Consider the following 26,205-nt stretch of genomic DNA (forward strand, 5'->3'; position numbering starts at 1 on the left):
CGCCGCGCATCAGGCGAGCATGCTCTTGATCCACGCAGCGATGTCGTCGGCCACGGCCTGCTGGAGCGCGGAATCGGTGTCCGGCTCGCTGCCGCGCCACAGGGGGCGGCCGGGCAGCAGGCAATCCGCCGGCTTCGCGTCGCCCTGCAGTCGGGCGACCCGCAGTCTGCCGGTGGTGATTGGCTCGGCGGGTGCGAGCGCCGCTATGAGATCTTCGGAAATGGCGTTGCCGGCGATGTCCGTCCCACCCGACAGATGGCGCAAGCGCGACAGTTCGCGGATTAGCGCCTCGCCAGACTGCGGGGCGAGGTACCAGCGGCTGGCGGCTGGCGCTTCGCCGTCGATGAGCGCGCCCGAGCGCCAGGCGCAGATGTGGACGGGCTCGCCGAGATGCGCGCAGGCAGCGGCGAAGGCGTTGCGCCAAGCGGATAGTGTGGCGTCGGCGGTGTCGGTCAGGCTTTCGCCGGTGCCGGGGAGATCGGGCAGCGCGCCGGCAATGCCATGCGCGGCGAGCCGCCGGAGCACGTCGACCATCGCGGCGCGCGTGCGATTGCCCTCCTCAAAGAAGGGCAACGCGGCGATTACCGTCGGCGCACCGGGCGGGCCGAGGCGGAGCATCGCCTCGCGGCCGCCGGGCCATTCGTAATGGTCGATCCGCACGGCGGGCGTGCCCGCCATGGCTCAGGCGAGCGTCTTGCTGGCGGCGAAGGTGGTGAGCGCCCCAAAGGTTTCGAGCATGTCGCCGTCCACCTCGTCATCGTCGATGACGATGCCGAGGCGATCCTCGATCTCGGTCAGCACGCCGGCAACCGCCATCGAATCGAGTTCCGGCAACGCCCCGAACAAGGGCGTGGTGTCGTCAAAGGACGCGACCTGATCGTCCGACAAGGCGAGCACGTCCTTCAATACGGCGCGCACCGTTGCATCGACTTCGGGTTTGCTTTCCGGAATCACCTGCGTCCCCTTAACTTTCTCGCGGTCGCGTTAAGCCGGGGGGATGAAATCCGCAACGTCCCGGCGCTATGGCGGCCCGATGGTGCCTCTCGATCCGACTCCCAAGCCAATCGACCATGTGCTGATGGGCGATGGCGATGCGCCTGCGCTGGCCGAGCGCGCCGGCACGCTGACCTTTGCCGCGGCGGAGGAACAGGTTGGGCGCATGGCCGGGTGGCTGGTGACGCAGGGGCTGGCGGCGGGCGATCGGGTGGCGACGTGGCTGCCCAAGACGCGCGAAGCGTGCCTGATGCCGCTGGCTGCGGCGCGTGCGGGGCTGATCCATGTGCCGATCAACCCGCTGCTGAAGCGCGCGCAGGTAGCGCACATCCTGGCGGACAGCGGCGCGCGCCTGCTGCTGACGCAGCCCGCGCGCGCCGCGACGCTGTTGGCGGATGATGTTGCGAGTGTCGCGGTGCACGAGGCGGTCGGCGTGGGTGACGTGCTGCCGCGCTCCGGGGCGGCCGTCGATGCGCTTGCGGCCATTCTCTACACGTCGGGATCGACCGGGCGACCCAAGGGCGTGATGCTGAGCCATGCCAATCTGTGGCTGGGGGCGAACAGCGTCGCGCATTACCTGCGGCTCCAGCGTGACGATGTGGTGCTGGGTGTGCTGCCGCTCAGTTTCGATTACGGGCAGAACCAGCTGTTTTCGAGCTGGCTGGCGGGGGCGGCGGTGGCGCCGCTCGATTATCTGACACCGCGCGACGTGGTGAAGGCGGTGGAGCGCGTCGGGGCAACCACGCTGGCGGGTGTGCCGCCCTTGTGGGTGCAGTTGCTCGAGACCGACTGGCCGGCCGAGACGGCGGCGCGGCTGCGGCGGCTGACCAATTCTGGCGGGGCGCTGACGGTGCGGCTGGTGCGCGGCCTGCGCGCGCGGTTTCCGCAGGCGGACCTGTACCCGATGTACGGGCTGACCGAGGCGTTCCGTTCGACCTTTCTCGATCCGGCGCTGGTCGATGCGCATCCGGAGTCGATTGGACGCGAGATCCCGCATGCCGAGGTGCTGATCGTGCGGCCTGACGGCGGCCCGGCGGCGGCTGGCGAGCCGGGCGAACTGGTGCATGCGGGGCCGCTGGTGGCGCGGGGATACTGGCAGGATCCCGAGCGTACCGCGCAACGGTTTCGCCCGGCGCCGAGCTTTTCGCGCTATGGCGGCACCGCAGTCTGGTCGGGCGACACGGCGGTGCGCGATGCGGATGGCCTGCTCCGCTTCGTCGGGCGTGATGACGAGATGATCAAATCCGCCGGCAACCGCATCAGCCCGGGGGAAATCGAGGAAGCGATCGTCGCTGGCGGCGAGGCGACGGAGGCGGTGGCGATCGGGGTGCCCGATACTCGGCTGGGGCAGGCGATCGCGGTGGTGCTGCGCGGCGACGCGGCGCGCGAGGCGGCCTTGCGCGAGCGATTGAAGCGCGAGCTGCCCAATTTTATGCAGCCGGCGATGTTCGAGTGGCGTGACGAGCTGCCGCGCAATCCAAATGGCAAGCTCGACCGGGCGTCGCTGCGCGCGGCGTTTCAGGCGGGGAGGATCAGCGAATGAGCAAGCCGTTTGGCCCGCTGCCGCCCGAATTTGCGGCGCAATCGGGCGATCTGATGATTGCCGGGCGCTCGGCGAGCGACTGGGTGCGGGAGCATGGCTCGCCACTGTTCGTTTATGATCCGACGATCGTTGCGACGCGGGTGGCGGCGTTTCGCGCTGCCTTTCCCGGCGTCGATTTGCACTATGCGATCAAGGCCAATCCGCATCCGGCGATGATTGTGGCGATCGGCGCGATGGTCGATGGCCTGGACGTCGCCTCGGCCGGCGAGCTGGCCAAGGCGACGGTGGTGAAGCCGGCGGCATCGATCAGCTTTGCCGGACCGGGCAAGCGCGACAGCGAACTGGCGGCAGCGATCAGCGCCGGCGCGACGCTGAACGTCGAATCGGAAGGCGAGGCAACGCGCGCGCTTGCGATCGGTGACCGGCTCGGCGTCGCGCCGCGATTGGCGGTGCGGGTGAACCCGGATATCGAGCTGAAGGGCTCGGGCATGAAGATGGGCGGGCGGCCGTCACCGTTCGGCATCGATGCCGAGCGGGTCGCGCCTCTCGTGCAGGAGCTTGTGCAAGGCGGCGCGGACTGGCGCGGCTTTCACATCTTTGCCGGCAGCCAGGCGCTCGACACGCAGGCACTGATCGAGACGCAGGCGGCGACGCTGGCGCTGGCGGAAAGGCTGAGCGAGGAGGCTGGGCACATCCCGCCGCTGGTCAATCTGGGCGGCGGATTCGGCATTCCGTATTTCAGCGGCGACACACCGGTCGATGTCGCGGCGATCGGCGCCGCGCTGGGCGTGCGACTGGCGGGGTCGCCGCTCACGCGCGTCGGCACGCGCTATGCGATTGAGCTTGGCCGCTGGCTGGTGGGTGAGTGCGGCGTGTATCTGACGCAGGTGGTGGACCGGAAGCAGAGCCGCGGCGAAACCTTTGTGATCGTTGATGGCGGGCTGCATCATCAGCTGGCCGCGAGCGGCAATTTCGGCACGGTGGTGCGTCGTAACTATCCGGTGGCGGTGGCACATCGGATTGGGGAGATGCCGGCGGACGAAGAGGTGTCCGTTGTCGGCTGCCTGTGCACGCCGCTCGATCGGCTGGCGGACCGCGTGGCGTTGCCACCAGTGCAGATTGGTGACGTGATCGCGATCTTTCTGGCCGGCGCCTATGGCGCAACCGCGAGTCCCAGTGCCTTTTTGGGACACCCAGCGCCCATCGAGGTAGTCGCTACCCGCGCATAACGCTATCTTCACCTCTTACTTTCAAGAGGATCTGTAGCGGCGACCGACGAAGCAGCATGGCTGCGCAGTCGATTGCCGGTGCAGTTGGAGGTGTTTTGATGCGCTTATCGCGAGGCTATCGTTCCTTGCCCGCGGCTTTGCTGGCCACCACGGTGCTTGCGTCCTGCGCGAGCGGTGGCGGATCGCGGCCGCAATTGCCACCTGCCTCCTTTGTAGCACAGCAGGAACAGCCCGGGGACGAATATATCATCGGGCCGCTCGACTCGCTGCAGATCTTCGTGTGGCGCAATCCCGAGCTGTCGGCAAAGGTGCAGGTGCGCCCCGACGGGCGGATCACCACGCCGCTGATCAATGACATGCCGGCGGTGGGCAAGACGCCTGCCATGCTGGCCGACGACATGAAGCTGGCACTGGGCGAATATATCAAGGACCCGATCGTCAGCGTGATCGTGGACAGCTTCTCCGGCACGTACAGCCAGCAGATCCGCATCGTCGGCGCGACGGAAAAGCCCGCCGCGCTGCCGTATCGCGCGAACATGACGCTGCTGGATGCGATGATCGCGGTCGGTGGCCTGAACGAATATGCCGCCGGTAATCGCGCGCGCCTGATCCGGTACAACAAGGCGACCGGCAAGCAGACCGAATATCAGCTCAACATCAACCGCCTGCTGCGGAATGGCGATTCGACGGCGAACGTGCGGCTGGAGCCGGGCGACGTCATCATCATCCCCGAAAGCATGTTCTAAGGGGCGCGCCAGTGACGGGGCTGTACGAAGAGGTCAGGATCGCGGTTCATGCCGTGTGGACCAGGCGCTGGCTGGCGCTGGGCGTCGCGTGGGGCATCTGCCTGCTCGGCTGGCTGGCGGTGAGCCAGATCCCGAGCCGCTACGAAAGCCGCGCGCGCGTGTTCGTGCAGATGCGATCGGTGCTGCCGGCGGGCGATCCCAGCCGTGCCGGCGACGAACAGCGCGACATCGACACGGTGCGGCAGACGCTGACCTCGTCGGTAAATCTCGAAAAGGTGGTGCGCGGCACCGATCTGGCGAAAACAGCGTCGACCGACCGTGAAGTCGCGGATCGCGCCGCCGGCTTGCAGAACGCCATCAAGATCACGGCGCAGCAGGACAATCTATTCGAGATCGTGAGCACGGCGGCGACGCCGAAGCTTGCGTCGAGCATCACGCAGAAGCTGATCGACATCTTTGTCGAGACGAACCTGTCGGACGATCGCACGCAAAGCGCGCAGACGCTGCAGTTCCTCGACGGACAGCTCCAGTCGCTCGGCGCGAAGCTGCAGGATGCCGAGGCGAAGCGGACCGAGTTCCAGAATAGCTATCTCGCCGCGCTGCCGGGCACCGGTTCGGTCAGTGACCGGATCGGGGCGGCGCGATCGCAGATGAGCCAAATCGATGCCGATCTGTCGGCGGCGAGCTCCAGCCTGGCGGCGATGCAGGGACAGCTTGCCGCTACCCCGGCGACGATTGCGGGTGCGGGCGGCACCGTGGAGGCGGGGCCGGCGCGGGCGCGACTGGCGGCCATACAAGGCCAGCTCGCCGATGCGCGCGGGCGCGGCTATACCGATAGCCATCCCGATGTGATCGCGCTCAAGGCCCAGCTGGCGCAGGCGCAAGCCGCCGCGCGCAATGAGCCGACCGGTGGCGCCGGCGGCGGGGCGAGCAACCCCGCCTATCTGTCGCTGCAATCGATGCTGGCCGAGCGGCAGGCGAACGTCGCCGCGCTGCGCATGCGCAAGCAGCAGTTGCAGAGCGATCTCGACAGCTTCAGCGCGAAGCTGGCCAGCGATCCCGAAGCGGCGGCGCAGCAGGGCGAGATCGAGCGGAATTATTCCGTGTTGAAGGATCAGTACGATCGGCTGCTCGCCCAGCGTGAGCAGGTGAACCTGCGCAGCCAGGCGCAGACGCAGACCGACGCGGTGAAGTTCAGCGTGATCGATCCGCCGACCCAGCCGCGCACGCCGACCGCGCCCAACCGGCCGCTGCTGCTGACCGGCGTGCTGATCGTCGGCATCCTGGGTGGCATCGGCGGCGCCTTTGCGATGTCGAAGCTGCAAGCCACCTTCCCGACGGCGCAGCGGCTGGAGAAGGCATCCGGCATGCCGGTAATCGGCTCGATCGGCGAGATGCTGACGCGGCAACAGTCCGAGCTGCGGCGCAAGCGTTTGCGGCTCTTCATCGGCGGCGCGGGCGCGTTGGCGGTCGGCTATGTGGCGCTGCTTGGCGTCGAGATGCTTCAGCGAGGTCTAGCGGCATGACGAACGCCGACAAGAAACACGACGAATCGCTGATCGAGCGCGCGGCACGGGTCTATGACTTTGGCGCGCACCTGCGGCGGCGCGACGGTGAGCCAGCGGCAGCAGCGGCGCCGAAGGTCGAGCCGGTCGATGCGGTGGTGGTCGATGCGGAGCCGGTGCAGTCTGTCGTTGCTCCATCGGCGTTGCCGTACGCGACCTATGTCGACGGATCGTTCGATAGCGATTTCGATCAAGCGAAGCACGAAGACGCACCCTTTGACCTGATCGCTGCCGCGCCGCCGGCTCCCGACGGCGCAGAAACGCTGTCGCGCGAAGCGGCGACGACGCTGATGGCGATCCCGCCCGAGCTTCGCGCCGGGGCAGAAGAGGACGAGGAGCCGGCGCTTGTCTCGGACGGCATCGCGCGAATCGATCGTGCGTTGCTTGCCGAGAAGGGCATGCTGGTGCCCGGCGCGCCGATCGGGGCGCTGGCCGAGGAATTCCGGCTGGTGAAGCGGCAGTTGCTGCTCGGTGCGCGCTCGCTGGCGGCGGGTCCGCTGGGCGAGCGATCGCGCACGATCCTGGTGGGATCGGCCAAGCCGGGCGAGGGCAAAACGTTCTGCTCCATCAACCTGGCGATCAGTCTGGCGGCCGAGCGCGATGCCGAGGTGCTGCTGATCGACGGCGACTTTGCCAAGCCGAACATCATGGACACGCTGGGGCTGGAGGATTCCACCGGAATGCTCGACATCCTGGCGGACCGTGCGCTCGACCCCGAGGAGTTCGTGGTGCCGACCGACGTGCCGCAGCTGTCGCTGCTGCCGGCCGGCAAGCGCAGCCATGCCGACACCGAATTACTCGCCAGCGCGCGGACGGGCGCGGTGATCGACCAGCTACTGGCGAACAATCCACGCCGCATCATTGTGTTCGATACGCCGCCGGCGCTGGCCGCGTCGCCGGCGTCTGTGCTGGCGCTGCTGGTTGCCCAAGTGATGCTGGTGGTGCGCGCGGATCGCACCACGGAGGCCGAAGTTCGCGAGGCGGTGAACCTCCTCGATGGGTGCGAGCAGATCAGCCTTGTCTTGAATTCGCGCTCCTACGAGCCGGGCGGTGGCCGGTTCGGCAGCTATTACGGATAGGAAAAGGCACGTGCTGAGGCTCTCGAACAAAGCATCGGCCTGCGGCATCGCCCTGGCGATGGCGCTTGCCGCGAGTGGTGCGCAGGCGCGCGACCGCTTCGTTGCGCCCTATATCGAGCTCACCCAGGTCTTCGACGCCGACCTTGATGGTGGCGACGATGTGCTGACCTATTCGCAGATCGCGGTGGGCGTCGATGCCGCAATCAGCGGACGGCGTGCCGAGGGGCAGGTGAGCTATCGCTACGAGCGCCGCATCGCGTGGGGCGACGATCTGGGCGATCAGGACATCCACACCGGGCTGGCGCGCGGATCGGTGCGGGTCGCGCGGGGGCTGTCGATCGAGGGTGGTGCACTCGCCACGCGGGCGCGCGCCGATATTCGCGGCGCGGCGCCGGGCAATCTGGTCGGCAATGTCGACAACATCACGCAGGTCTATTCGCTGTATGCGGGGCCGGTGCTGAACACCTCGGCAGGGCCGGTACAGATCGCCGCGTCGGCGTTCGGCGGCTATACCAAGGTCGAGGCGCCTGGCTTCACGGGCGTTGCACCCGGCCAGCCGCGGCTCGATTATTTCGACGATTCGACCAACTTCATCGCGCAGGCATCCGCCGGCGTGGCGGCGGGCACGGTGCTGCCGGTCGGCGTGACGGTGAGCGGCGCCTATGAACGCGACGACGCCGGGCAGCTCGACCAGAAGTATGAGGGGTATTTCGCGCGCGGCGACGTGACCCTGCCGGTGAGCCGGACGGTCGCGCTGCGCGCCGGTGCCGGATACGAGAAGATCAAGGCAACGCAGCGCGATCCGCTGCTCGATGCGGCGGGCAACCCGGTGCTGGACGGCAATGGCCGCTTCGTCACCGACCCAGCCTCGCCCGAGCGGATAGCCTATAACACCGACGGGCTGATCTATGATGCGGGGGTGATCTGGCGCCCGAGCCCGCGGCTCGAACTGCGTGCGAACGCCGGCTATCGCTACGGCGGGGACATCTATTTCGGTTCGCTGACCTGGGAAATGGCGCGCAACACCGGGCTGCAGGTGCTGGTGTATGACGGCATCGAAACCTTCGGCCGGCAGCTGCGCGACGGGTTGCGCCAGATGCCGACGTCGTTCCAGGGTACGGCAAACCCGTTCGGCCAGCAGTTCAACGGATGCATCTTCGGCGGCAATCCGGGCGCGAACGGCGGCGGCGCCGGCGGGTGCCTGAACAACGTTTTTCAGTCGATCTCCACCGCCACCTATCGCGCGCGCGGGATCGATGCGGTCGCCTCTGCGGTCGAGGGCCGCACCTCGTACGGGGTGGGCGCAGGCTATGCCAATCGTCGGCTGAACACGCCGGTCCTGGTGCCCGGCACCGTGGTGATCGGGGTGGAGGACGAAAGCTATTACGCACAGCTGTTCTGGTCGCGCGCGCTGAGCCGCGTGTCGCAGGTCGATGCCAACGTCTTCGCCAATTATTACGACAGCGGCCTGCCGCTGAGCAGCGGCGTGCTGAACCTGGGCGCGACCGGCACCTATTCGCGGCAGTTCGGGCGATTGGGCACCGTTGCCTCGCTCGGCGTTTACACCTTCGATCAAGATGGTTTCGATAATCAATGGTCGGCGCAGGCGCTGCTTGGCGCGCGTTACACATTTTGAGCGGACAGCAGGAACAGGGATCGCCCGGCATGTATGAGGAACATTTCGGCCTGACGGAGCGGCCGTTCCAGCTGACGCCAGACCCGCGTTACTGGTTCGATTCGGCCACGCACCGCAAGGCAATGGCCTATCTCGGCTATGGTCTGGCCCAGGGTGAGGGCTTTATCGTCATCACGGGCGATATCGGCGCGGGCAAGACCACGCTGGTGGGCCATGTGACGGCGCAGATCGACCCGGCCAACCTCAACGTCATCACCATCGTGTCGACGGCGATCGAGGGCGACGATCTGCTGCGGGTGGTCGCGACCGGGCTCGACATCGAGCCGGCGGGACGATCTAAGGCGGAATTGCTGACGCTGGTGGAGCGCGGACTGCATGCCGTTGCGCGCACCGGGCGGCGCACGCTGCTGATCGTCGACGAGGCGCAGGCGCTGCCGGTATCCGCGCTGGAAGAGCTGCGCATGCTTTCCAATTTCCAGGCGGGTGGCCGCGCGCTGTTGCAGATCTTTCTGCTCGGCCAGCCGGAATTCCGCGAGCGGCTGAACGGATCGGAGCGGCTGGAGCAATTGCGCCAGCGCGTGATCGCGATCCATCATCTGGAGCCGATGGCACCCGAGGAGGTGGCCAGCTACGTCACGCACCGGCTGTCGATCGCCGGTTGGACCGGAACGCCGGACTTCGCGGACAACGTCTTTCCGGTGCTGCATCGCGCGAGCGGCGGCGTGCCGCGGCGGCTGAACCAGCTGATGGGGCGGGTGCTGCTGCATGCCGCGGTGACGGACGCCAAGGTGATCGACGCGGCGCTGGTCAACACGGTGCGTGCCGATGCCGCGCGCGACCTGCCCAGCGCGTCGAGTGTTACGCCGTCGGTGCGTGCGGTGCCCAACCCGGCGCCGGCGCGCGATGGTGACACGGGCGGATCGGGTGCTGGCAATGCCGAGCTGTTGCAGCGCATCGCGCAACTGGAACAGCGGGTGGAAGAGCAGGATGCGGCGCTTCGCCGGATGCTGACACTGCTGGTCGACTGGGTGGAGAGCGATGCGCCCGCGCCGCGCAACGGACTGGAAGCGGTACGCGGCGCGGCGGCGTGACATGACCAGCGCTGCGCGTACAGGCCCCGCTCAGGCCGGCGCCATTGTGAATGGCATGTCGGTCGATGTGGAGGAATGGTTCCAGGTCGGCGCGTTCGAGAACACGATCAGCAAGGGCGATTGGGACGGGCTGGAAAGCCGCGTTTGCAACAACACCGGCGCGGTGCTTGACCTGTTCGCCGAGCAGGGCGTGCGGGCGACATTCTTTACCCTGGGCTGGGTGGCGGCGCGTCACCCCGCGCTGATCCGCAGGATCGTGGATGCGGGGCATGAGGTGGCGAGCCATGGGTGGGACCACCAGCGCGTTTTCACCATGGATGCGGCGCAGTTTCGCGCGGACCTGCGCAAGGCGCGTACGGCGCTGGAGGATGCCGGCGGGGGGCCGGTGACCGGCTATCGCGCACCCAGCTTTTCGGTCGATACGCGCACGCCCTGGGCGCATCCGGTGCTGGCGGAGGAGGGCTATGCCTATTCCTCAAGCGTCGCGCCGGTAGTGCACGATCATTACGGCTGGCGCGAGAGCCCCCGCTTCACCTGGAAACCGCTGGCGGACAGCGGGCTGATCGAGATTCCGGTGTCGGTGGCCGAGCTTGCCGGGCGGCGCATGGCGGTGGGCGGCGGATTCTTCCGCATGCTGCCGGCGGCGCTGACCGATCTGGCGGTGCGGCAGGCGAATGGCGGTGGCCATGCCGGCATGTTCTATTTTCATCCTTGGGAGGTGGACACGGGCCAGCCACGCGTGGCGGGGGCGCCGCTGCGCTCGCGGGTTCGCCATTACAGCCGACTTGGCGCGATGAGCGGCAAGCTGCGCGGGCTGCTGAAGCGGCATCGTTGGGGCCGCGTGGACGAGGTGGCCGCGCGCGAGCGGGCACAGTGACGATGCCGGGGGCGGGACAGCAGGCGCTGACGGTTCGTGAGGCGGCGGGCGAGGAAGCGCGGATCGACGCCTTCGTATCGGCGCACCCTGATGCCACCCCCTTTCATCTGACGGCATGGACGCATGCAGTGGCGCGCGGGTGCGGGCAGCGCGGGCGGTTTCTGATCGCCGAGCGTGACGGAGCGATCGTCGGCTATCTGCCGTTGACCGAGGTGCGATCGCCATTGTTCGGCCAAGCGCTTGTGTCGGCCGGTTTTGCCGTGGGTGGCGGCCTCATCGGTGAGGGTGTGGAGCCGCTGGCGGCGGCGGCGCGCGCGATCGGCTATCCCAGCGTAGAACTGCGCGGCGGCGCCTTGCCGGCGGATTGGGCGATCGATGACGCCACTTATCTCGGCTTCGTGCGGCCGATCGCTGCCGATGACGAGGGCGAACTGCTCGCTATTCCGCGCAAGCAGCGCGCCGAGGTGCGCAAGGCGCTGGCGAACGATCTGGAGGTGGTGACGGGCGGGCTGGCGCTCGCGGACGAGCATTACCGCATCTACGCCGAATCGGTGCGCAATCTTGGCACACCGGTGTTTCCGCGTGCACTGTTCCGCGCGGTGCTGGAGACGATGGACGCGGACGTCCTCACGGTGCGGCATGAAGGACGCGCGGTGGCGAGCGTGCTAAGCCTGTATTTCAACGGCACCGTTTATCCCTATTGGGGAGGCGGCACCGAGGCGGCGCGTGGTTTGCGCGCCAATGACCGGATGTATTTCGCGCTGATGGCACATGCCCGCGCGCGCGGCTGTACGCAGTTCGATTTCGGACGTTCGAAGGCGGGGACGGGGCCTGCGGCATTCAAGAAGAACTGGGGCTTCGTCGGCACGCCGCTACGCTACGCCAAATGGTCGAGCGGGCCGGCGCGCGAGGTGAACCCGCTCAACCCCAAATACGCGCTGATGGTGCGCACCTGGAAGAAGCTGCCGCTGCCGGTGGCGACGCTGATCGGCCCGTGGATCAGCCGGGGGCTGGGCTGAGGTGGATATCCTGTTTCTGGCGCATCGTGCGCCGTTTCCGCCCGACCGGGGCGACCGGATCCGCAGTTACAATATCCTGAAACACCTGTCGGGCCGTGCGCGGGTGCATCTGGTGGCGTTCGTCGATGACGATGCTGCGGTCACCGATGAGGATCGCGCGCTGCTGGGCGAATGCGTGGTCATCCCACGCACCAAGTCGCAGGTGCGCGCGGCGGCGGAAGCGCTGGCGACGGGGCGGCCGGTGTCGTTGACCGCCTTTGCCGATCGCCGGGTGACGGCGGCGGTGAATGCGATCGTGCAGCGTCACCCAATCGACGCGGTGTACGCCTTTTCGGGGCAGATGGCGCAGTATCTGCCTGCCGACGTTCCGCTGACGATCATGGATTTCGTTGACCTCGATTCCGCGAAGTTCGATGCCTACGCCGATGATGCGATCGGCCCCATGCGCTGGATGATGAAACGCGAGGCGCGGCTGTTGGGCGCGTTTGAGCGCAGCGTGGCCCGCCGTGTCACCGCACCGCTTTTCGTCAGCGCGGCAGAGGCGGCATTGCTGCCGGGCAGCCGCGCGCTCGAAAACGGGATCGACACGGTGCGCTACGATCCGCAGCGGTCGACGCCGGTCCACAGCGCGCACCCCTTGATCGTCTTTACCGGCCAGATGGATTACCGGCCGAACGTAGATGCCGTGACCTGGTTCGCCCGATCGGTGCTGCCGCTGATCCCGCGGGCGCATTTCGCGATCGTTGGACGCGCGCCGACGGCTGGCGTACGCGCGCTGGCAGGGCAAGACGTGACGGTCACGGGCGAGGTCGCCGATGTGCGCGGCTGGCTTGCCGCCGCGGATGTGGTGGTCGCGCCGCTCCAGCTTGCCCGCGGGGTGCAGAACAAGGTGCTGGAAGCGATGGCGATGGCGCGGCCGGTGGTGGCGAGCGGGCCGGCGGCGGAGGGCATCGACCATGCCGGCACGATCCGCATCGCGGGCGACGCGCGCGATTATGCCAACGCAATCACGGCTTTGTTGAACGATCCAGCCGGCGCGGCCGCGCTCGGCCATGCAGCGCGCGAGCAGGTTATCCGGCGCTATGGCTGGACGGCGCGACTGACGCCGCTCGACGATCTGCTGGGCCTGCATGCCGAGCGGCAGGTGGTGTGAGCACAGCCATCCCCTTGTCGATCGGCGCACTGCCGGCGGCGCGCTGGCGCGTGCATCTGGCGGCGTTGGGCGGCGTGGCGCTTTGCATCCTGTTGCTGTTCCACCGCGACGTGGCCGATCTGGCGCGGCTGTGGTGGACCAGCACGACCTATGGCCACTGCCTGTTCATCCTGCCGGTGGTCGGCTGGCTGGTCTGGTCGCGGCGTGAGGCGCTGGCGGAGCTGACCCCTGTGGCGTGGTGGCCGGGGCTTGCGCTGGTGGCGGCGGGCTGCGGCGGATGGTTGCTGGGCGAGGCCGCAGGTGTCGCGGCGGCGCGGCAGTTCGGGCTAATCATCACGCTGCAGGGTGCGGTGGTGACGATCCTGGGGCCGCATGTCGGGCGGGCGCTGCTGTTTCCGCTGGCTTACGCCTTCTTCGCCGTGCCGTTCGGCGAGTGGCTGGAGCCCCCGTTGCAGCAAGTAACGGTGGCGATCGTCATGCCGCTGCTGCACCTGTCAGGCGTGCCGGCGGCGGTCGAGGGCGTGCTGATCCATGCGGGTCCTTATTATTTCGAGGTGGCGGAGGCCTGCTCGGGCTCGAAGTTCGTACTGTCGATGGTGGCGTTTGCCGCGCTGGTGGCGAGCACCTGCTTTCGTTCGTGGCGGCGGCGGGCGGTGTTCATGGGCGTGGCGCTGGTCGTGCCGGTGCTGGCCAATGGCGTGCGCGCGTTCGGCACGATCCTGGCGGCGCAGATCGTCGGGCTGGAGGCGGCGACCGGCTTCGACCACATCGTCTATGGTTGGGTGTTTTTCGCGTTGGTGATGGCGGCGGTGATGGCGGGTGGCTGGCGCTGGTTCGACCGCGCCCCCGATGAGCCGGCGTTCGATCCGGCCGCTTTGCCGGCGCCGCGGCGGTATGTGGCGGGGCCGCTGAGCGCAGCGGCGCTGGTGGTGGCGAGCGCGGCGCTGTTCGTCGGCTGGGCGGCGACGATCGGCGGACGGTCGCAAGCGCTGCCGCCGCAGCTTCATCTGCCCGACGTGCCGGGATGGCAGCGCGCGCCGCTGAGCGAGCGGGCGCCGTGGCAGCCCTTCTATCCGGCGGCGGACCACAATCTGATCGGCCGCTACGTCGACGGGCGCGGCCATGCGGTGGACCTGGCGATCGCCGTGTTCGCGCGTCAGGAAGAGGGCAAGGAAGTGATCACCTATGGCACCGGCGTGCTGCGCGAGAGCGACCGCTGGGTGCGGGTCGCGTCGCTCGCGCCGATCGACGGTGGTTCGGCGATGCGAATCACGGCGCCGGGGCCGGTGCAGCGCGTTGTGGTGACCTGGTACCGTGTGGCGGGCGCGGTGACGGCCAGTCCGGTGATGGTGAAGCTCGCGACGCTGAAGGCGCGGCTGATCGGCGGCGAGCCGGCGGCGGTGGCGGTGCATCTGTCGGCCGAGGAGCGGCAGGGGCAGGACGCCACGGCGGCGATCCGGCGGTTTCGTGCAGCGCTGGGGTCGATCGAGCAGGTGTCGGGCGAGGTGATGCGCTGATGTGTGGCCTTGCCGGGCTCTATTATCCCGAGACGCCGAAGCCCGTCGATCCCGCGCGCATCCGGGCGATGACCGATGCGATGGCGCTGCGCGGCCCTGATGGGGAGGGCGTGTGGACTGCGCCCGGCGTAGGGCTGGGGCATCGGCGGTTGTCGATCATCGACGTGGAGGGCTCGCCGCAGCCGATGCACGATGCGAGCGGGGCGCTCTCGCTGCTCTTCAACGGGTGCATCTACAATTATCACGAGCTGCGCGCCGAGCTCGGCGCGAAGGGCTGGGCGTTTGGCACCAGCGGCGACACCGAGGTGCTGCTCGCCGCCTGGGCGGCCTGGGGTCCGGCGATGCTGGAGCGGCTGAACGGCATGTTCGCCTTCGTCATCCACGATGCGCGCACGCAGCAATTGTTCATGGCGCGCGACCGGATGGGGGTGAAGCCGCTCCATTACGCGCGGTTGGCGGACGGGGCGCTGGCGTTCTCTTCCGAATTGAAGGGGTTACTCGCGCATCCGCTGCTGCGCCGGGTGCCCGACGTGCGGGCGATCGAGGATTATCTGGCGTTCGGCTATGTTCCCGACGACGCGTGCATCGTCGCTGGGGTCAGCAAGCTGCCGGCCGGGCATTATCTGCTGGTGCAGCGGGGCAAGCCGGTGCCGGCGCCGGTGCAATGGTGGGATGTCTCCTTCGCCGATCGGGCGAGCGGATCGGCCAGGGCGCTGGAGGAAGAGCTGGTCGCGCACATGCGCGAGGGCGTGCGATCGCGGCTGGTCGCCGATGTGCCGCTTGGCGCTTTCCTGTCGGGCGGCGTCGACAGCTCGGCAGTGGTCGCGCTGATGGCGGAGGCGAGCCCGCGCGCGGTGCAGACCTGCACCATCGGCTTTGCCGAAGCGGGGCATGACGAGCGGCGCTATGCCGAGACCGTTTCGGCCCGCTTCCGAACAGATCACGCCACGCGCGTGGTGAATGCGGAGGATTTCGGCCTCATCGACACCTTGGTGGCCGCGTTCGACGAGCCGTTTGCCGATGCGTCGGCACTGGCAACCTATCAGGTGTGCGCGTTGGCGCGCGAGAAGGTGACGGTGGCGTTGTCCGGCGATGGTGCGGACGAGATCATGGCGGGCTATCGCCGTTATCGCTTCCAGGCGGCGGAGGAGCGGGTGCGCGGCCTGCTACCGTCCTCGCTGCGCAGCCAGGTATTCGGCACCTTGGGGCGGCTCTATCCCAAGGCGGATTGGGCACCGCGGCCGCTGCGCGCCAAGACGACGCTGCTGGCGCTCGCCGACGATGGGGCGGAGGCGTATGCGCGGTCAGTGGGCGTTACCACGCCGTCGATGCGCGCGCGGCTGTTCAGCGATGCGGCGCGCCGGGCGCTGGGCGGGCATCGCGCGGAGGACCGCTATGTGGCGGCGATGCGCGATGCGCCGGCGCGCGATCCGGTCGACCGGGCGCAATATGCCGACATGAAAATCTGGCTGCCCGGCGACATCCTGGCGAAGACGGATCGCACCAGCATGGCGGTGAGCCTGGAAGCGCGCGAGCCGCTGCTCGATCATCGATTAGTGTCCTTCGCCGCGCGGCTGCCCGCGGCCATGCGGCTGCGGCATGGCGAGGGCAAATGGCTGATGAAGAAAGCCATGGAGCGCTATCTGCCACGCGAGATCCTTTATCGGCCCAAGATGGGCTTCGTCACGCCGGTGAGCGCGTGGTTTCGCGGCGCCTTGGCCGGCGAGGCCGCGGCGCTGTCACGATCGCGCGTGCTGGCGGATACCGGCTGGTTCGACATGCAGGCGCTGCGCACGATGGCAGAGGCGCATCGTGCGGGGCGCGAGGAACATGGGCGGACGCTGTGGCAGTTCGTCATGCTGAAGCGCAGCCTCAAGCGGCTGTTCGGGTGAGGGCTGTTTGCTCAGCCGCGGCGGCTTTGCGTGGAGAAATACGTCCTGCTTCCCGACCGAACCACGGGGTCAAGGCGGATGGGCGTGGCTGTAGCGATGATCATGCGCAAATCGGCGTTGTGGCGGCGCAACTGACGTCATAGTCTCCACCGCCAGGGACCAACTGGGAGGTGAAGGTTGCTGTTGCTCGCATTGCTCTTGCAAGCTGCCCCGGCCGAGCCGCCAGCGCTACTGCCGCCGCTTCATGGCGGCCCGCAGTACATGACCTGTCCGGTAGGCGGCGAGCAATTCGCGGCATGGCAGCCGTCAATGTACAGCACCTACGGCGAGCGACCCGATGGTCGGCCCTACAGTTATCTGCATTTCCCGTTTCCGCCTCCCGAATGCCCGAGTAATAAACTGATCGCGTTCGATACGTTTTCAAAAGCAGAGACACAGAAGCTCGCCGGCCTGATAACAACCGCCGAATACAAGCGTTTGATCGAGGCGGATACGACCTATTATCGTGCTTACTGGCTAGCCACGGCACTGGGTCGACCCAAGCCGCAGGCGCTCGGATTACTTCTTTCCGCTATATGGCAAGTGTCGCCGGGCGAGTTGGCCGGAGAGGGCGACAATAAAGGCGATCCGCGACTGGGGCGGTATCAGGACACATTCATCAGCAAAGTGGGTGCGTTGGATGCGGCGATTGCCGCCAAGGACAAGATGTGGCTTCAGGCACGCGCTGCGAATGCCGCCCGCCAGATGAGGCAGTTTGGCAAAGCGGAACGCTTGCGGCGGCAGGCGGAGGAAACGCTTGCCCGGACTGATGAAAAACAAGGCTGGGACATTTATCTTTCCAAGCTGCGCAACGTGATCAAGCGTGGCGATGCGAGCCTCGAACCGCTCGACATGATTCCTCGGCAGGAGGTGGCGTCAGCCTGTATTCGCCTGAAGGCGCTGAATGCATTCGATCGGGGGATCTGTGGCGAGCCTGAGATAGCCGCCAAAATTGCGGAGTTGCGCGAAATGCAGGCGAAGCGCCGCGACGCTAAGAAATAGCTTCAGCTTTCACACTGCCGCTCCCCTGGCCGCGCACGGGTGAATTGGACGCGATGCGGCGGTGTCGCTGCGTATTGATGGACTTTATTGGCGAGCGGCCGCTGTCGGTCGGGCCTGCCACGCCTGGAAACGTTCCACCGCCTCGGAGCGGCGCAGCACCCGGGCCATGGGGTCGATCACGACATGCGCGCCAGCTGGTATGGTGACGACGGCGCGGCCATCCTCCATTGCCACATGCTCGATGCGGTCGCCGATCTGCACGTCAATCGGCATCGGGAAGGGGCCGCCGGCGCGCCATTCGAACGTGAGCTGGTTGCCCTCGCGCGTTTGCACCAGCTCGGGCAAAGCGGCGCGGCGCAGGTAGGCGTTGAAGAGCCAGCCGAGATCGCGACCTGACTCCTCCCGTACCAACGCCTCGAACTCGCGGGTCGAGGCGTAGCGGGGGCTGAAGTTGCCGGGCTTCGGATCGGGGCGGCCGTAAACGAGGCGGCGGGTGGCGGCGAAGAAGGCGCGGTCGCCGATCAGCCAGCGAAGCGTGTGGAGTGTCCAGGCGCCCTTGAAATAGATGTCGGTGCCCGCGCCGCCCTTGCTCGGCTCGTACACCTCCTCCTCCGTCAGCAGCTTGTCGCGGACGACGGGTGCGGCATTGGTGATCCGGTTGCGCTGCGGCTCGAGCATGATGAGATAGCGTGCCTCACCCTCGCGCCAGCGGCCGTAGAGCGGCTGCATATATTGCGCAAAACCTTCGTGGAGCCAGTAATCGTCCCAATTCGCCGCCGTCATCTGGTTGGCGAACCATTCGTGCGCAAACTCGTGCTGGAACAGCCAGTCGAACCCCTCGGGCGCCTTGGCGTAGTTGTTGCCGTAGGCGTTGATGGTCTGGTGCTCCATGCCCATGTGCGGCGTCTCGACCACGCCAAGCTTTTCGTCGGCGAAGGGGTAGGGGCCAATCACCTGTTCGAAGAAATCGAGCGTGGGGGCGAATTCGGCGAACAGTGCGCGCGCCTCGGCCGCCTTGCCGGGCAGATGCCAGTAGTGCAGCGGGATCGTGTTGCCGTAGCGGCTCGTGTAGCTGCCGGTGATCTCCTCGAACGGGCCGACCGCCAGCGAGATGGCGTAGGTATTGGGCTGGCGCGCCTGCCAGTTCCAGCGGGTGCGACCGTCTGGAAAGGTTTCGACGTTGATGAGCCGGCCGTTGGAGGGCGCCTTCAGCCTTGGCGGCACAGTGATGTGGAGGTCGACGCTTGCTGGCTCGCCGGTCGGGAAATCGAGGCAGGGCCACAGGAGGTCGCAGCCATAGCCCTCCGTCGTGCTGGCGATCCAGGGTCGCCCGTCGGGGGTGGTGGACCAGACCATGCCGTCGTCCCATGGCGCGTTGAGCGCGACGTGCGGGGTGCCGCCATAGTTGATCCGCGCGCTGACCTTCTCCCCGGCAGCGAGCGGGCGCGGGAGGGTGATGACCAGTTGGCCCTCCGGATTGGACCAGGCGCGCCGGGGCAGCGCCTCGCCGTCGATCGCGATGGCGGAGACGGGCAGATTGCGATCGAGATCGATGATCAGGCGCGTCAGCGGCGAACGCGCGGTAAAGGAGAGGAGCGCCGAGCCCTCGATGCGGTGCTGCTTGGGGCGCACCTCGATCGAGAGGTCGGCGTGATCGAAGATGAGCGCAGTCTGCTCGGCCGGGCGGGGGCCGCCGGAGACCTGCGTCTGCGCGGTAAGGGGCGGCTCGCCTTTCTGTGGCAGGCCGGCCGCAGCGAGGGGCGGACCTGATGAAAGAAGCAGGGCCGCAGCGAGCCACGATGAAGAAGCGATCATGCGGGCGTGAAATGCCGTGACGGGGCGCTTTGCCCCACGATCATCTCGCGACGATTGATGGATTGGACACACTCCCCATATAAACGAGGAATGCCGCCTGTTCGAAGCGGCACCGGAGTTTGCATGACCCAGACCTTCCCCGTTCTGCCACTGCGCGACATCGTTGTTTTTCCGCACATGATCGTGCCGCTGTTCGTCGGCCGCGACAAGTCGGTCGCCGCGCTGGAGGCGGCGATGGCTGCCGACAAGGAGATCTTTCTCGTCGCGCAGCTCGACCCGGCCGAGGACGATCCCAAAGCCGACGACCTGTACGATATCGGCGTGACCGCCACCGTGCTGCAATTGCTGAAACTGCCCGATGGCACCGTGCGCGTGCTGGTGGAGGGCAAGCAGCGCGGCCGGCTGGGCGGGCTGACCGATGCCGGTAGCTACATGACCACCGAAGTGGCGATGATCGACGACGTCGAGGCGGAGGGCACCGAAGTGTCCGCGCTGATGCGATCGGTGATCGATCAATTCGAAAATTATGCGAAGCTCAATCGCAAGCTGCCGGCCGAGACGGCCTCGCAGCTTGGCGAGATCGAGGACGCTTCGCGCCTGGCCGATGCGGTTGCCGGCAACATCTCGATCAAGGTCGCCGACAAGCAGTCGCTGCTGGTCGAGATCGATCCCGCGCGCCGGCTGGAAATGGTGTTCGCCTTCATGGAGGGCGAGCTCGGCGTGTTGCAGGTCGAAAAGAAGATCAAGAGCCGCGTCAAGCGCCAGATGGAGAAGACGCAGCGCGAATATTACCTCAACGAGCAGCTAAAGGCGATCCAGCGCGAGCTCGGCAATGAGGGCGAGGACGGCGATCAGGACGAGGTCGCCGAGTTGACGCAGAAGATCGCGACGCTGAAGCTTTCCAAGGAAGCGCGCACCAAGGCGACAGCCGAGCTGAAGAAGCTTAAGACCATGGCGCCGATGAGCGCCGAGGCGACTGTCGTGCGCAACTATCTCGATGTGCTGCTCGGCCTGCCGTGGGGCAAGAAGTCGAAACTGAAGAAGGACATCGCCGCTGCGCAGGCGATCCTCGACGAGGATCATTATGCGCTGGAGAAGGTGAAGGACCGGATCGTCGAGTATCTCGCGGTTCAGGCACGCACCAACAAGCTGAAGGGGCCAATCCTGTGTCTCGTCGGCCCACCGGGCGTTGGCAAGACCTCGCTTGGCAAGTCGATCGCCAAGGCGACCGGGCGCGAGTTCATCCGCCAGTCGCTCGGCGGTGTGCGGGACGAGGCCGAGATCCGCGGCCATCGCCGAACCTATATCGGCTCGCTGCCGGGCAAGATCGTCACCAACCTGAAAAAGGCCGGTGCGGCGAACCCGTTGTTCCTGCTCGACGAGATCGACAAGCTGGGCCAGGACTTCCGTGGCGATCCCGCCTCGGCGCTGCTCGAGGTGCTCGACCCGGAGCAGAACAGCAAGTTCAACGACCATTATCTCGAGATCGACATCGATCTCAGCGACGTGATGTTCGTCTGCACGGCAAACACGCTGAACCTGCCGCAGCCGCTGCTCGACCGCATGGAGATCATCCGCCTCGAAGGGTACACCGAGGACGAGAAGGTCGAGATCGCCGAGCGGCACCTGATCGCCAAGCAGATCGAGGCGCATGGCCTGAAGGAAGGCGAGTTCACGCTGACGCCGGAAGGCCTGCGTGCGCTGATCCAGCGTTACACCCGTGAGGCGGGCGTACGCACGCTGGAGCGTGAGATCGCGAAGCTCGCCCGTAAGGCACTGCGCCAGATCCTGGAAGGCAAGGCGACCAGCGTGACGATCACGCCGGAGAACCTCCACGAATTCGCAGGCGTGCAGAAGTACCGTCATGGCCTTTCCGAAGAGGAAAACCAGATCGGTGCGGTCACCGGCCTCGCCTGGACTGAAGTGGGCGGCGAGCTGCTGACCATCGAGAGCGTGACGGTGCCCGGCAAGGGCGCGATCAAGCTGACCGGCAAGCTGGGCGACGTGATGAAGGAATCGGCGGAAACGGCGATGAGCTTCATCAAGGCGCGAGCGCCCTCCTACGGGATCAAGCCGAGCCTGTTCCATCGCAAGGATGTCCACGTTCACCTGCCTGAAGGCGCGGTGCCGAAGGACGGTCCATCGGCGGGTATCGGTCTTGTCACCTGTATCGTCTCCACGCTGACCGGCGTGCCGGTGAAGCGCGAGATCGCGATGACGGGCGAGGTGACGCTGCGCGGCCGGGTGCTGCCGATCGGCGGGCTTAAGGAGAAGATGCTGGCTGCGCTGCGCGGCGGTATCACCACCGTGCTGATTCCGCAGGAGAATGAGAAAGACCTGGCGGACATCCCGCAGAACATCAAGGACGGGCTGAAGGTTGTCCCGGTGACGCATGTCGACGAGGTGCTTCGCCTGGCGCTGACCGAGCCGCTGGAAGCGATTGACTGGACCGACGCTGACGAGCTGGCAGCGCAACCGCCCGCGCCGATCGCGCTGGCAGGGGGCGAGCTTCACCACTAAGTCGTTATGATTAATGACACTCGGGACCACGGCGGTTCATCGCGACCGCCGTGGTTTCGTTTGACACCGCACGGACCAGCCGTCTTACTGGACAAACCGGCCCTGGGCGGGCCGAATCCACATTTTTCGAATTACCGCACAGCGTAACGGGGGTCGGTGCATGAATAAGCAGGAGTTGATCGCGACGGTTGCGACCGTGTCCGGGCTCGCCAAGAACGACGCGACCCGGGCGGTCGAGGCCGTGTTCGACACGATCAGCGCACAGCTCAAGAAGGGCGACGAGGTTCGTCTGGTCGGCTTCGGCACCTTTGCCGTTACCAAGCGCAAGGCATCCACGGGACGCAATCCGCGCACCGGCGAGCCGATGACGATCAAGGCGTCGAGCCAGCCCAAGTTCAAGGCCGGCAAGGTGCTGAAGGATTCGTTGAACTGATTTGATCTTGCGGGCTGGACAGGGGCGATTTCGCCCCGTAAAGGCCCGCTTCCGGTTTCAACCGGGCGCGTAGCTCAGCGGTAGAGCACACCCTTCACACGGGTGGGGTCACAGGTTCAATCCCTGTCGCGCCCACCATATACAAAGCCCCGCTGGTCTGGTGACCGGCGGGGCTTTTTTGGTTTCGGGCATGTGTCGCGCAGCACTGGCGGACCGTTCGCGTCGGCGGCTCGGCCTGGAGGCGGAACCATTGTGCCACGGACGCTGCGTCCGAAGGGTGAGCCGCTGCGCCACCCGATGGTCGGACCCCCGGGTCGAGCCCGGGGCGACTTCACTGACGCCTCAGTCCTTCCAGCACCAGTAGAGCTGCGCAGGCGGCACGTTCCACCATTCCATGTCATGATCGATGCGCGCGAAGTGCGGCGCCAGGAAGTCGCGGACCTTGGGGCTGAACTGATACACCAGGAACGCGCCGCCGGGGCGGATCACGCGCTGCGTCGCCGCGGCGATCGCCGGGCCGATGCCCGCCGGCAGGGTGGAAAAGGGCAGGCCGGACAGCACGAAGTCGGCCGCCTCATGCCCGCGCTCGGCGACGATCGCCTCCACCTCGGCGGCGGACCCGTGCACCGCTTCGAACCGCGAATCGACGATCGTGTGGTTCAGATAGCGGATGAAATCGGAATTTGTGTCGATCGCGATCAGTTGTGCGTCCGGGGCCATCCGCTCCAGGATCGGACGGCAGAAGGTGCCGACGCCCGGGCCATACTCCACGAACAGCTTGCAGTTTTCCCAGTCGACCGGCGCCAGCATTTTGTCGATCAGCTTGCCCGACGAGGGGATCACCGAGCCCACCATGACGGGATGCTTCAGAAAGCCCGAGAAGAACATCTGCCACGGCTTCGGCACGCCGGATTTGTCGGAACGGACGCGGCGGACCGCACTGGTGGAGCTGGGCATGGAGGAAAAAAGTCTCCCCGGAAGACAACAATGGTGCCGAACGCGGCACGGGCGAGAGGGTTGCCATAGCGGGGTTGCGCCGCGCCCCCAAGCGCCTAATCAATGCCACGGCGGTAGAACCGGAACAGGAGGGCGGCATCGCAACGGTTGCGCGACGCAGGCGAAAGGGGCGGCCGTTCGATCGGCGCTTTGCGCTGATGTTCATGGTGATGCTGACGATCGCGGCGGGCAACACTGCGTTGCAGTCGATCCTGCCGGCGCTCGGCCGCTCGCTCGGCGTCGCCGACAGCGCGGTGGCGGCGGCCTTTTCCGTCTCGGCATTGCTGTGGGTGATCGCGGCGCCGTTCTGGGCGAATCGGTCGGACCGGCACGGTCGGCGCATGATGATCCTGTTCGGCATGGGCGGCTTCTGCGTCAGTCTGGCGACCTGCGGCGTGTTCCTCGCTGCCGGCATCAACGGCTGGATCGGCGGCACCACCGCCTTTGTGCTCTTCATCCTGGGGCGGCTGATCTATGGCACCTTTGGCTCGGCCGCGCCGCCCGCGGTGCAGGCGATGGTGGCTGGCGACACGACGCGCGAGGAGCGGACCCGCGCGTTGACGCTGCTGGCCAGTGCATTCGGCCTCGGCACCATCCTGGGCCCCGCGATCGCGCCTTATCTGATCCTGGGAAACATCGGCCCGGTAGTGATCGGGCTGGCCGGCCCGGCCTTCGTCTTTGCCATGTTCGGCATGGGAATGTTCCTTGCGGTGCGGGCGATGCTGCCCGACGATCGCGGCGTCGTGTCCGGCAGTCGCGGCGCTGCCAATGCCTACCCTTCGATCGGTGGCCAATCGAGCGGTGCCAGCATCCGTGCCGCGACCGAGCCGGCGGGCGGCACCGGCGTCAGCTATTTCGATCCGCGCATCCGCACTTGGATGATCGCGGGCCTGGTGATGGGGCATGCGCAGGCGATGACGGGCCAAGCGATCGGCTTTCTGGTGATCGATCGCCTGCATGTCGCCCCGGCGCAGGCGTTGGAGCCGACCGGCATCGTGCTGATGATGGGGGCGGGCGCCGCCTTGCTCGCGCAATGGGGCATTATCCCGACGCTGAACCTTGCGCCGCGTGCGCTGGTGCTGGTCGGGCTGGTGCTCGCCGCCGCCGGTACCGCGCTGACCGGTATGGCGACCTCGCTTTATGGCATCGCCACCGCTTATGCGCTCGCCAGCCTCGGCTTTGGCTTCACCCGGCCGGGCTTCACTGCCGGGTCTAGCCTGGCGGTCGGGCCGGGGCAGCAGGGCGCCGTGGCGGGCAAGGTGACCAGTATCAACGGTGCCAGCTTCGTACTCGGTCCGTCGATCGGCGTCGGTCTGTACGAATTCTGGCATTCGCTGCCGTACCTCGTCGCGGGCACCGGCTGCGTCCTCCTATTCGCCTATTGCTGGTTCGCGCTGCGCGAGCCGGACGAGCGGGAGGTCGCCGCCTTCGACGATCCGGTGATCTAATGACGATTGCGATTGCCCGGCGCAGCGCTTAACGCGCGCGCCATGACTGACTCCTCCATCAAGCGTGTCGTCCTTGCCTATTCCGGCGGCCTCGACACCAGCGTCATCCTGAAGTGGCTTCAGCAAACCTATAATTGCGAAGTGGTGACCTTCACCGCCGATCTGGGGCAGGGTGAGGAGCTGGAGCCAGCGCGTCGTAAGGCGGAGATGGCGGGGGTGAAGCCCGAGCACATCTTCATCGACGATCTGCGCGAGGAGTTCGTCAAGGACTACGTGTTCCCGATGATGCGCGCCAACGCGATGTACGAGGGATTGTACCTCCTCGGCACGTCGATCGCGCGTCCGCTGATCGCCAAGCGCCAGATCGAGATCGCTCGCCAGGTCGGCGCGGATGCGGTGAGCCACGGCGCGACTGGCAAGGGCAACGACCAGGTCCGCTTCGAGCTCGGCTATTACGCACTCGCACCCGACATCAAGGTAATCGCGCCATGGCGCGAGTGGGACCTCACCAGCCGCAGCCGCCTGATCGAGTTCGCCGAGCAGAACCAGATCATGGTGACTAAGGACAAGCGCGGCGAATCGCCGTTCTCGGTCGATGCAAACCTTCTGCACACCTCGTCCGAGGGCAAGGTGTTGGAGGACCCGTGGGAGGAGGTGCCCGACTACGTCTATTCGCGCACGGTGAACCCGGAGGACGCGCCCGATGCGCCCGAGTTCATCACGGTCGATTTCGAGCGTGGCGACGGCGTGGCGGTAAACGGCGAGGCGATGTCGCCCGCGACGCTGCTGGCGAAGCTCAACGACCTCGGCCGCGCGCACGGCATCGGCCGGCTTGATTTGGTCGAGAACCGCTTCGTAGGCATGAAGAGCCGCGGCATGTACGAAACGCCCGGCGGCACGATCTATCACCTGGCGCATCGCGGCATCGAGCAGCTGACGCTGGACCGCGGCGCGGCGCACCTGAAGGACGAGCTGGCGATCCGCTATGCCGAGCTGGTCTACAACGGCTTCTGGTTCTCGCCCGAGCGCGAGATGATCCAAGCGGCTGTCGATCACAGCCAGGAAAAGGTGACCGGCACCGTCCGGCTGAAGCTCTACAAGGGCAATGTCAGCGTGGTCGGCCGCAAGTCGCCGCATTCGCTCTACAGCGAAAAGGTGGTGACGTTCGAGGACGATCAGGGCGCCTATGACCAGCGCGATGCCGCCGGCTTCATCAAGCTGAACGCGCTGCGCCTGCGCCTGCTGGGACGCCGCGATCGCGACTGACGTGCCTTGGCAGCGGGGGCTTCCGCTCTCTCTGCCGTTACTTGCAACCGCGATCGTTGCCGTGGAGGAACGATCGCGCCGTCATCGGCGTTGACCGGATGTCTGGGGTGTAAAGCCCCGCGTTTAAGGGAGATTGCGATGAAGGGTGCAACATTCGGCGTGCTGCTGCTCGGCGCGACCGTGCTCACCGCTTGTGCGGACAATCGGCAGGATGTGGTGGCGCCTGCGCGCCGGGCGACTCACCGACGATCCACAACGGCCAATAGCCGCGTGCGCGGTAGAAATCCTTCAGCTTGCCGCCGACTTGCTGCCGAATCGCAGACGCTACCGCATTGCCGGGCGTCGC

Annotated in this window: 21 protein-coding genes and 1 tRNA gene; 18 read left to right on the plus strand and 4 right to left on the minus strand. The window is 66.9% G+C overall.

Features of this window, described 5'->3' with window-relative positions; all coding sequences use genetic code 11:
- Positions 1-9: 9 nt before the first annotated feature.
- Both SPDO_RS08295 and SPDO_RS08300 read right to left on the minus strand, forming a co-directional pair.
- Positions 10-678, minus strand: coding sequence for an alpha/beta hydrolase family protein (locus tag SPDO_RS08295; protein WP_088366964.1), 669 nt, complete (start codon positions 676-678; stop codon positions 10-12).
- 3 nt (positions 679-681) lie between these two features.
- Complete coding sequence (locus SPDO_RS08300) at positions 682-954, minus strand: acyl carrier protein (protein ID WP_088366965.1); 273 nt, start codon at positions 952-954, stop codon at positions 682-684.
- 79 nt (positions 955-1,033) lie between these two features.
- Between SPDO_RS08300 and SPDO_RS08305 the strand changes: the two genes are divergently transcribed.
- The 13 genes from SPDO_RS08305 (at position 1,034) to SPDO_RS08365 (ending at position 17,381) form a co-directional block, all read left to right on the plus strand.
- Positions 1,034-2,536, plus strand: coding sequence for an AMP-binding protein (locus tag SPDO_RS08305; RefSeq protein ID WP_088366966.1), 1,503 nt, complete (start codon positions 1,034-1,036; stop codon positions 2,534-2,536).
- The gene (locus SPDO_RS08310; protein ID WP_088366967.1) at positions 2,533-3,765 is read left to right on the plus strand and encodes a pyridoxal-dependent decarboxylase, exosortase A system-associated; all 1,233 of its coding nucleotides are present in this window, start codon (positions 2,533-2,535) and stop codon (positions 3,763-3,765) included. Before SPDO_RS08305 ends, SPDO_RS08310 begins: the two co-directional genes overlap by 4 nt.
- Before the next feature lie 98 nt (positions 3,766-3,863).
- Complete coding sequence (locus SPDO_RS08315; RefSeq protein ID WP_088366968.1) at positions 3,864-4,511, plus strand: XrtA/PEP-CTERM system exopolysaccharide export protein; 648 nt, start codon at positions 3,864-3,866, stop codon at positions 4,509-4,511.
- Between the two features lie 11 nt (positions 4,512-4,522).
- Positions 4,523-6,037, plus strand: coding sequence for an XrtA system polysaccharide chain length determinant (locus SPDO_RS08320; protein WP_088366969.1), 1,515 nt, complete (start codon positions 4,523-4,525; stop codon positions 6,035-6,037).
- The gene (locus tag SPDO_RS08325) at positions 6,034-7,155 is read left to right on the plus strand and encodes an AAA family ATPase (RefSeq protein ID WP_342746662.1); all 1,122 of its coding nucleotides are present in this window, start codon (positions 6,034-6,036) and stop codon (positions 7,153-7,155) included. Before SPDO_RS08320 ends, SPDO_RS08325 begins: the two co-directional genes overlap by 4 nt.
- A 10-nt stretch (positions 7,156-7,165) precedes the next feature.
- Positions 7,166-8,791 carry a porin family protein gene (locus tag SPDO_RS08330; RefSeq protein ID WP_245829290.1) on the plus strand — a complete coding sequence of 542 codons (1,626 nt, stop codon included), beginning with the start codon at positions 7,166-7,168 and terminating at the stop codon, positions 8,789-8,791.
- A 29-nt stretch (positions 8,792-8,820) separates the two neighbouring features.
- Positions 8,821-9,882, plus strand: coding sequence for an ExeA family protein (locus SPDO_RS08335; protein ID WP_088366970.1), 1,062 nt, complete (start codon positions 8,821-8,823; stop codon positions 9,880-9,882).
- Between the two features lies 1 nt (position 9,883).
- The gene (locus SPDO_RS08340) at positions 9,884-10,759 is read left to right on the plus strand and encodes an XrtA system polysaccharide deacetylase (RefSeq protein ID WP_245829291.1); all 876 of its coding nucleotides are present in this window, start codon (positions 9,884-9,886) and stop codon (positions 10,757-10,759) included.
- A 2-nt stretch (positions 10,760-10,761) separates the two neighbouring features.
- On the plus strand, positions 10,762-11,778 hold the full coding sequence (locus SPDO_RS08345) for a FemAB family XrtA/PEP-CTERM system-associated protein (RefSeq protein WP_088366971.1): 1,017 nt from the start codon (positions 10,762-10,764) through the stop codon (positions 11,776-11,778).
- A gap of 1 nt (position 11,779) precedes the next feature.
- The gene (locus tag SPDO_RS08350) at positions 11,780-12,931 is read left to right on the plus strand and encodes a TIGR03087 family PEP-CTERM/XrtA system glycosyltransferase (RefSeq protein WP_088366972.1); all 1,152 of its coding nucleotides are present in this window, start codon (positions 11,780-11,782) and stop codon (positions 12,929-12,931) included.
- Complete coding sequence (gene xrtA / locus SPDO_RS08355; RefSeq protein ID WP_342746663.1) at positions 12,928-14,448, plus strand: exosortase A; 1,521 nt, start codon at positions 12,928-12,930, stop codon at positions 14,446-14,448. The genes SPDO_RS08350 and xrtA overlap by 4 nt, the downstream gene beginning before the upstream one ends.
- Positions 14,448-16,340 (plus strand): XrtA/PEP-CTERM system amidotransferase, encoded by a 1,893-nt coding sequence (locus SPDO_RS08360; protein WP_088366973.1) that lies wholly within the window; start codon positions 14,448-14,450, stop codon positions 16,338-16,340. The genes xrtA and SPDO_RS08360 overlap by 1 nt, the downstream gene beginning before the upstream one ends.
- 177 nt (positions 16,341-16,517) lie before the next feature.
- Positions 16,518-17,381 (plus strand): hypothetical protein, encoded by an 864-nt coding sequence (locus tag SPDO_RS08365; RefSeq protein ID WP_143559615.1) that lies wholly within the window; start codon positions 16,518-16,520, stop codon positions 17,379-17,381.
- 84 nt (positions 17,382-17,465) lie between these two features.
- On the opposite strand, the gene SPDO_RS08370 is transcribed toward SPDO_RS08365, so the two are convergent.
- Positions 17,466-19,196 (minus strand): M1 family metallopeptidase, encoded by a 1,731-nt coding sequence (locus SPDO_RS08370; protein ID WP_088366975.1) that lies wholly within the window; start codon positions 19,194-19,196, stop codon positions 17,466-17,468.
- 123 nt (positions 19,197-19,319) lie between these two features.
- Between SPDO_RS08370 and lon the strand changes: the two genes are divergently transcribed.
- From lon to SPDO_RS08385, 3 genes are all read left to right on the plus strand, one after another.
- Positions 19,320-21,716, plus strand: a complete 2,397-nt coding sequence (gene lon, locus SPDO_RS08375) for an endopeptidase La (RefSeq protein ID WP_088366976.1) — start codon at positions 19,320-19,322, stop codon at positions 21,714-21,716.
- 160 nt (positions 21,717-21,876) lie between these two features.
- Positions 21,877-22,149, plus strand: a complete 273-nt coding sequence (locus tag SPDO_RS08380; RefSeq protein ID WP_088366977.1) for an HU family DNA-binding protein — start codon at positions 21,877-21,879, stop codon at positions 22,147-22,149.
- A 63-nt stretch (positions 22,150-22,212) separates the two neighbouring features.
- Positions 22,213-22,287 (plus strand) — tRNA-Val (locus SPDO_RS08385).
- 204 nt (positions 22,288-22,491) lie between these two features.
- On the opposite strand, the gene SPDO_RS08390 is transcribed toward SPDO_RS08385, so the two are convergent.
- Positions 22,492-23,106 carry a class I SAM-dependent methyltransferase gene (locus tag SPDO_RS08390; RefSeq protein WP_088366978.1) on the minus strand — a complete coding sequence of 205 codons (615 nt, stop codon included), beginning with the start codon at positions 23,104-23,106 and terminating at the stop codon, positions 22,492-22,494.
- 197 nt (positions 23,107-23,303) lie between these two features.
- On the opposite strand from SPDO_RS08390, the gene SPDO_RS08395 reads away from it, so the two are divergent.
- Positions 23,304-24,593 (plus strand): MFS transporter, encoded by a 1,290-nt coding sequence (locus tag SPDO_RS08395; RefSeq protein ID WP_088367058.1) that lies wholly within the window; start codon positions 23,304-23,306, stop codon positions 24,591-24,593.
- A 42-nt stretch (positions 24,594-24,635) separates the two neighbouring features.
- Positions 24,636-25,859 (plus strand): argininosuccinate synthase, encoded by a 1,224-nt coding sequence (locus SPDO_RS08400; protein ID WP_088366979.1) that lies wholly within the window; start codon positions 24,636-24,638, stop codon positions 25,857-25,859.
- Positions 25,860-26,205 lie beyond the last annotated feature (346 nt).

It is taken from the genome of Sphingomonas dokdonensis (assembly GCF_002197685.1).
Lineage (GTDB): Bacteria > Pseudomonadota > Alphaproteobacteria > Sphingomonadales > Sphingomonadaceae > Sphingomonas > Sphingomonas dokdonensis.

Coding starts and splice junctions, on each gene's coding strand:
- SPDO_RS08295 (WP_088366964.1), bottom strand. CDS start 678: ATGGCGGGCACGCCCGCCGTGCGGATCGACCATTACGAATGGCCCGGC.
- SPDO_RS08305 (WP_088366966.1), top strand. CDS start 1,034: ATGGTGCCTCTCGATCCGACTCCCAAGCCAATCGACCATGTGCTGATG.
- SPDO_RS08310 (WP_088366967.1), top strand. CDS start 2,533: ATGAGCAAGCCGTTTGGCCCGCTGCCGCCCGAATTTGCGGCGCAATCG.
- SPDO_RS08315 (WP_088366968.1), top strand. CDS start 3,864: ATGCGCTTATCGCGAGGCTATCGTTCCTTGCCCGCGGCTTTGCTGGCC.
- SPDO_RS08325 (WP_342746662.1), top strand. CDS start 6,034: ATGACGAACGCCGACAAGAAACACGACGAATCGCTGATCGAGCGCGCG.
- SPDO_RS08335 (WP_088366970.1), top strand. CDS start 8,821: ATGTATGAGGAACATTTCGGCCTGACGGAGCGGCCGTTCCAGCTGACG.
- SPDO_RS08340 (WP_245829291.1), top strand. CDS start 9,884: ATGACCAGCGCTGCGCGTACAGGCCCCGCTCAGGCCGGCGCCATTGTG.
- SPDO_RS08345 (WP_088366971.1), top strand. CDS start 10,762: ATGCCGGGGGCGGGACAGCAGGCGCTGACGGTTCGTGAGGCGGCGGGC.
- SPDO_RS08360 (WP_088366973.1), top strand. CDS start 14,448: ATGTGTGGCCTTGCCGGGCTCTATTATCCCGAGACGCCGAAGCCCGTC.
- SPDO_RS08370 (WP_088366975.1), bottom strand. CDS start 19,196: ATGATCGCTTCTTCATCGTGGCTCGCTGCGGCCCTGCTTCTTTCATCA.
- lon (WP_088366976.1), top strand. CDS start 19,320: ATGACCCAGACCTTCCCCGTTCTGCCACTGCGCGACATCGTTGTTTTT.
- SPDO_RS08380 (WP_088366977.1), top strand. CDS start 21,877: ATGAATAAGCAGGAGTTGATCGCGACGGTTGCGACCGTGTCCGGGCTC.
- SPDO_RS08390 (WP_088366978.1), bottom strand. CDS start 23,106: ATGCCCAGCTCCACCAGTGCGGTCCGCCGCGTCCGTTCCGACAAATCC.
- SPDO_RS08395 (WP_088367058.1), top strand. CDS start 23,304: ATGTTCATGGTGATGCTGACGATCGCGGCGGGCAACACTGCGTTGCAG.
- SPDO_RS08400 (WP_088366979.1), top strand. CDS start 24,636: ATGACTGACTCCTCCATCAAGCGTGTCGTCCTTGCCTATTCCGGCGGC.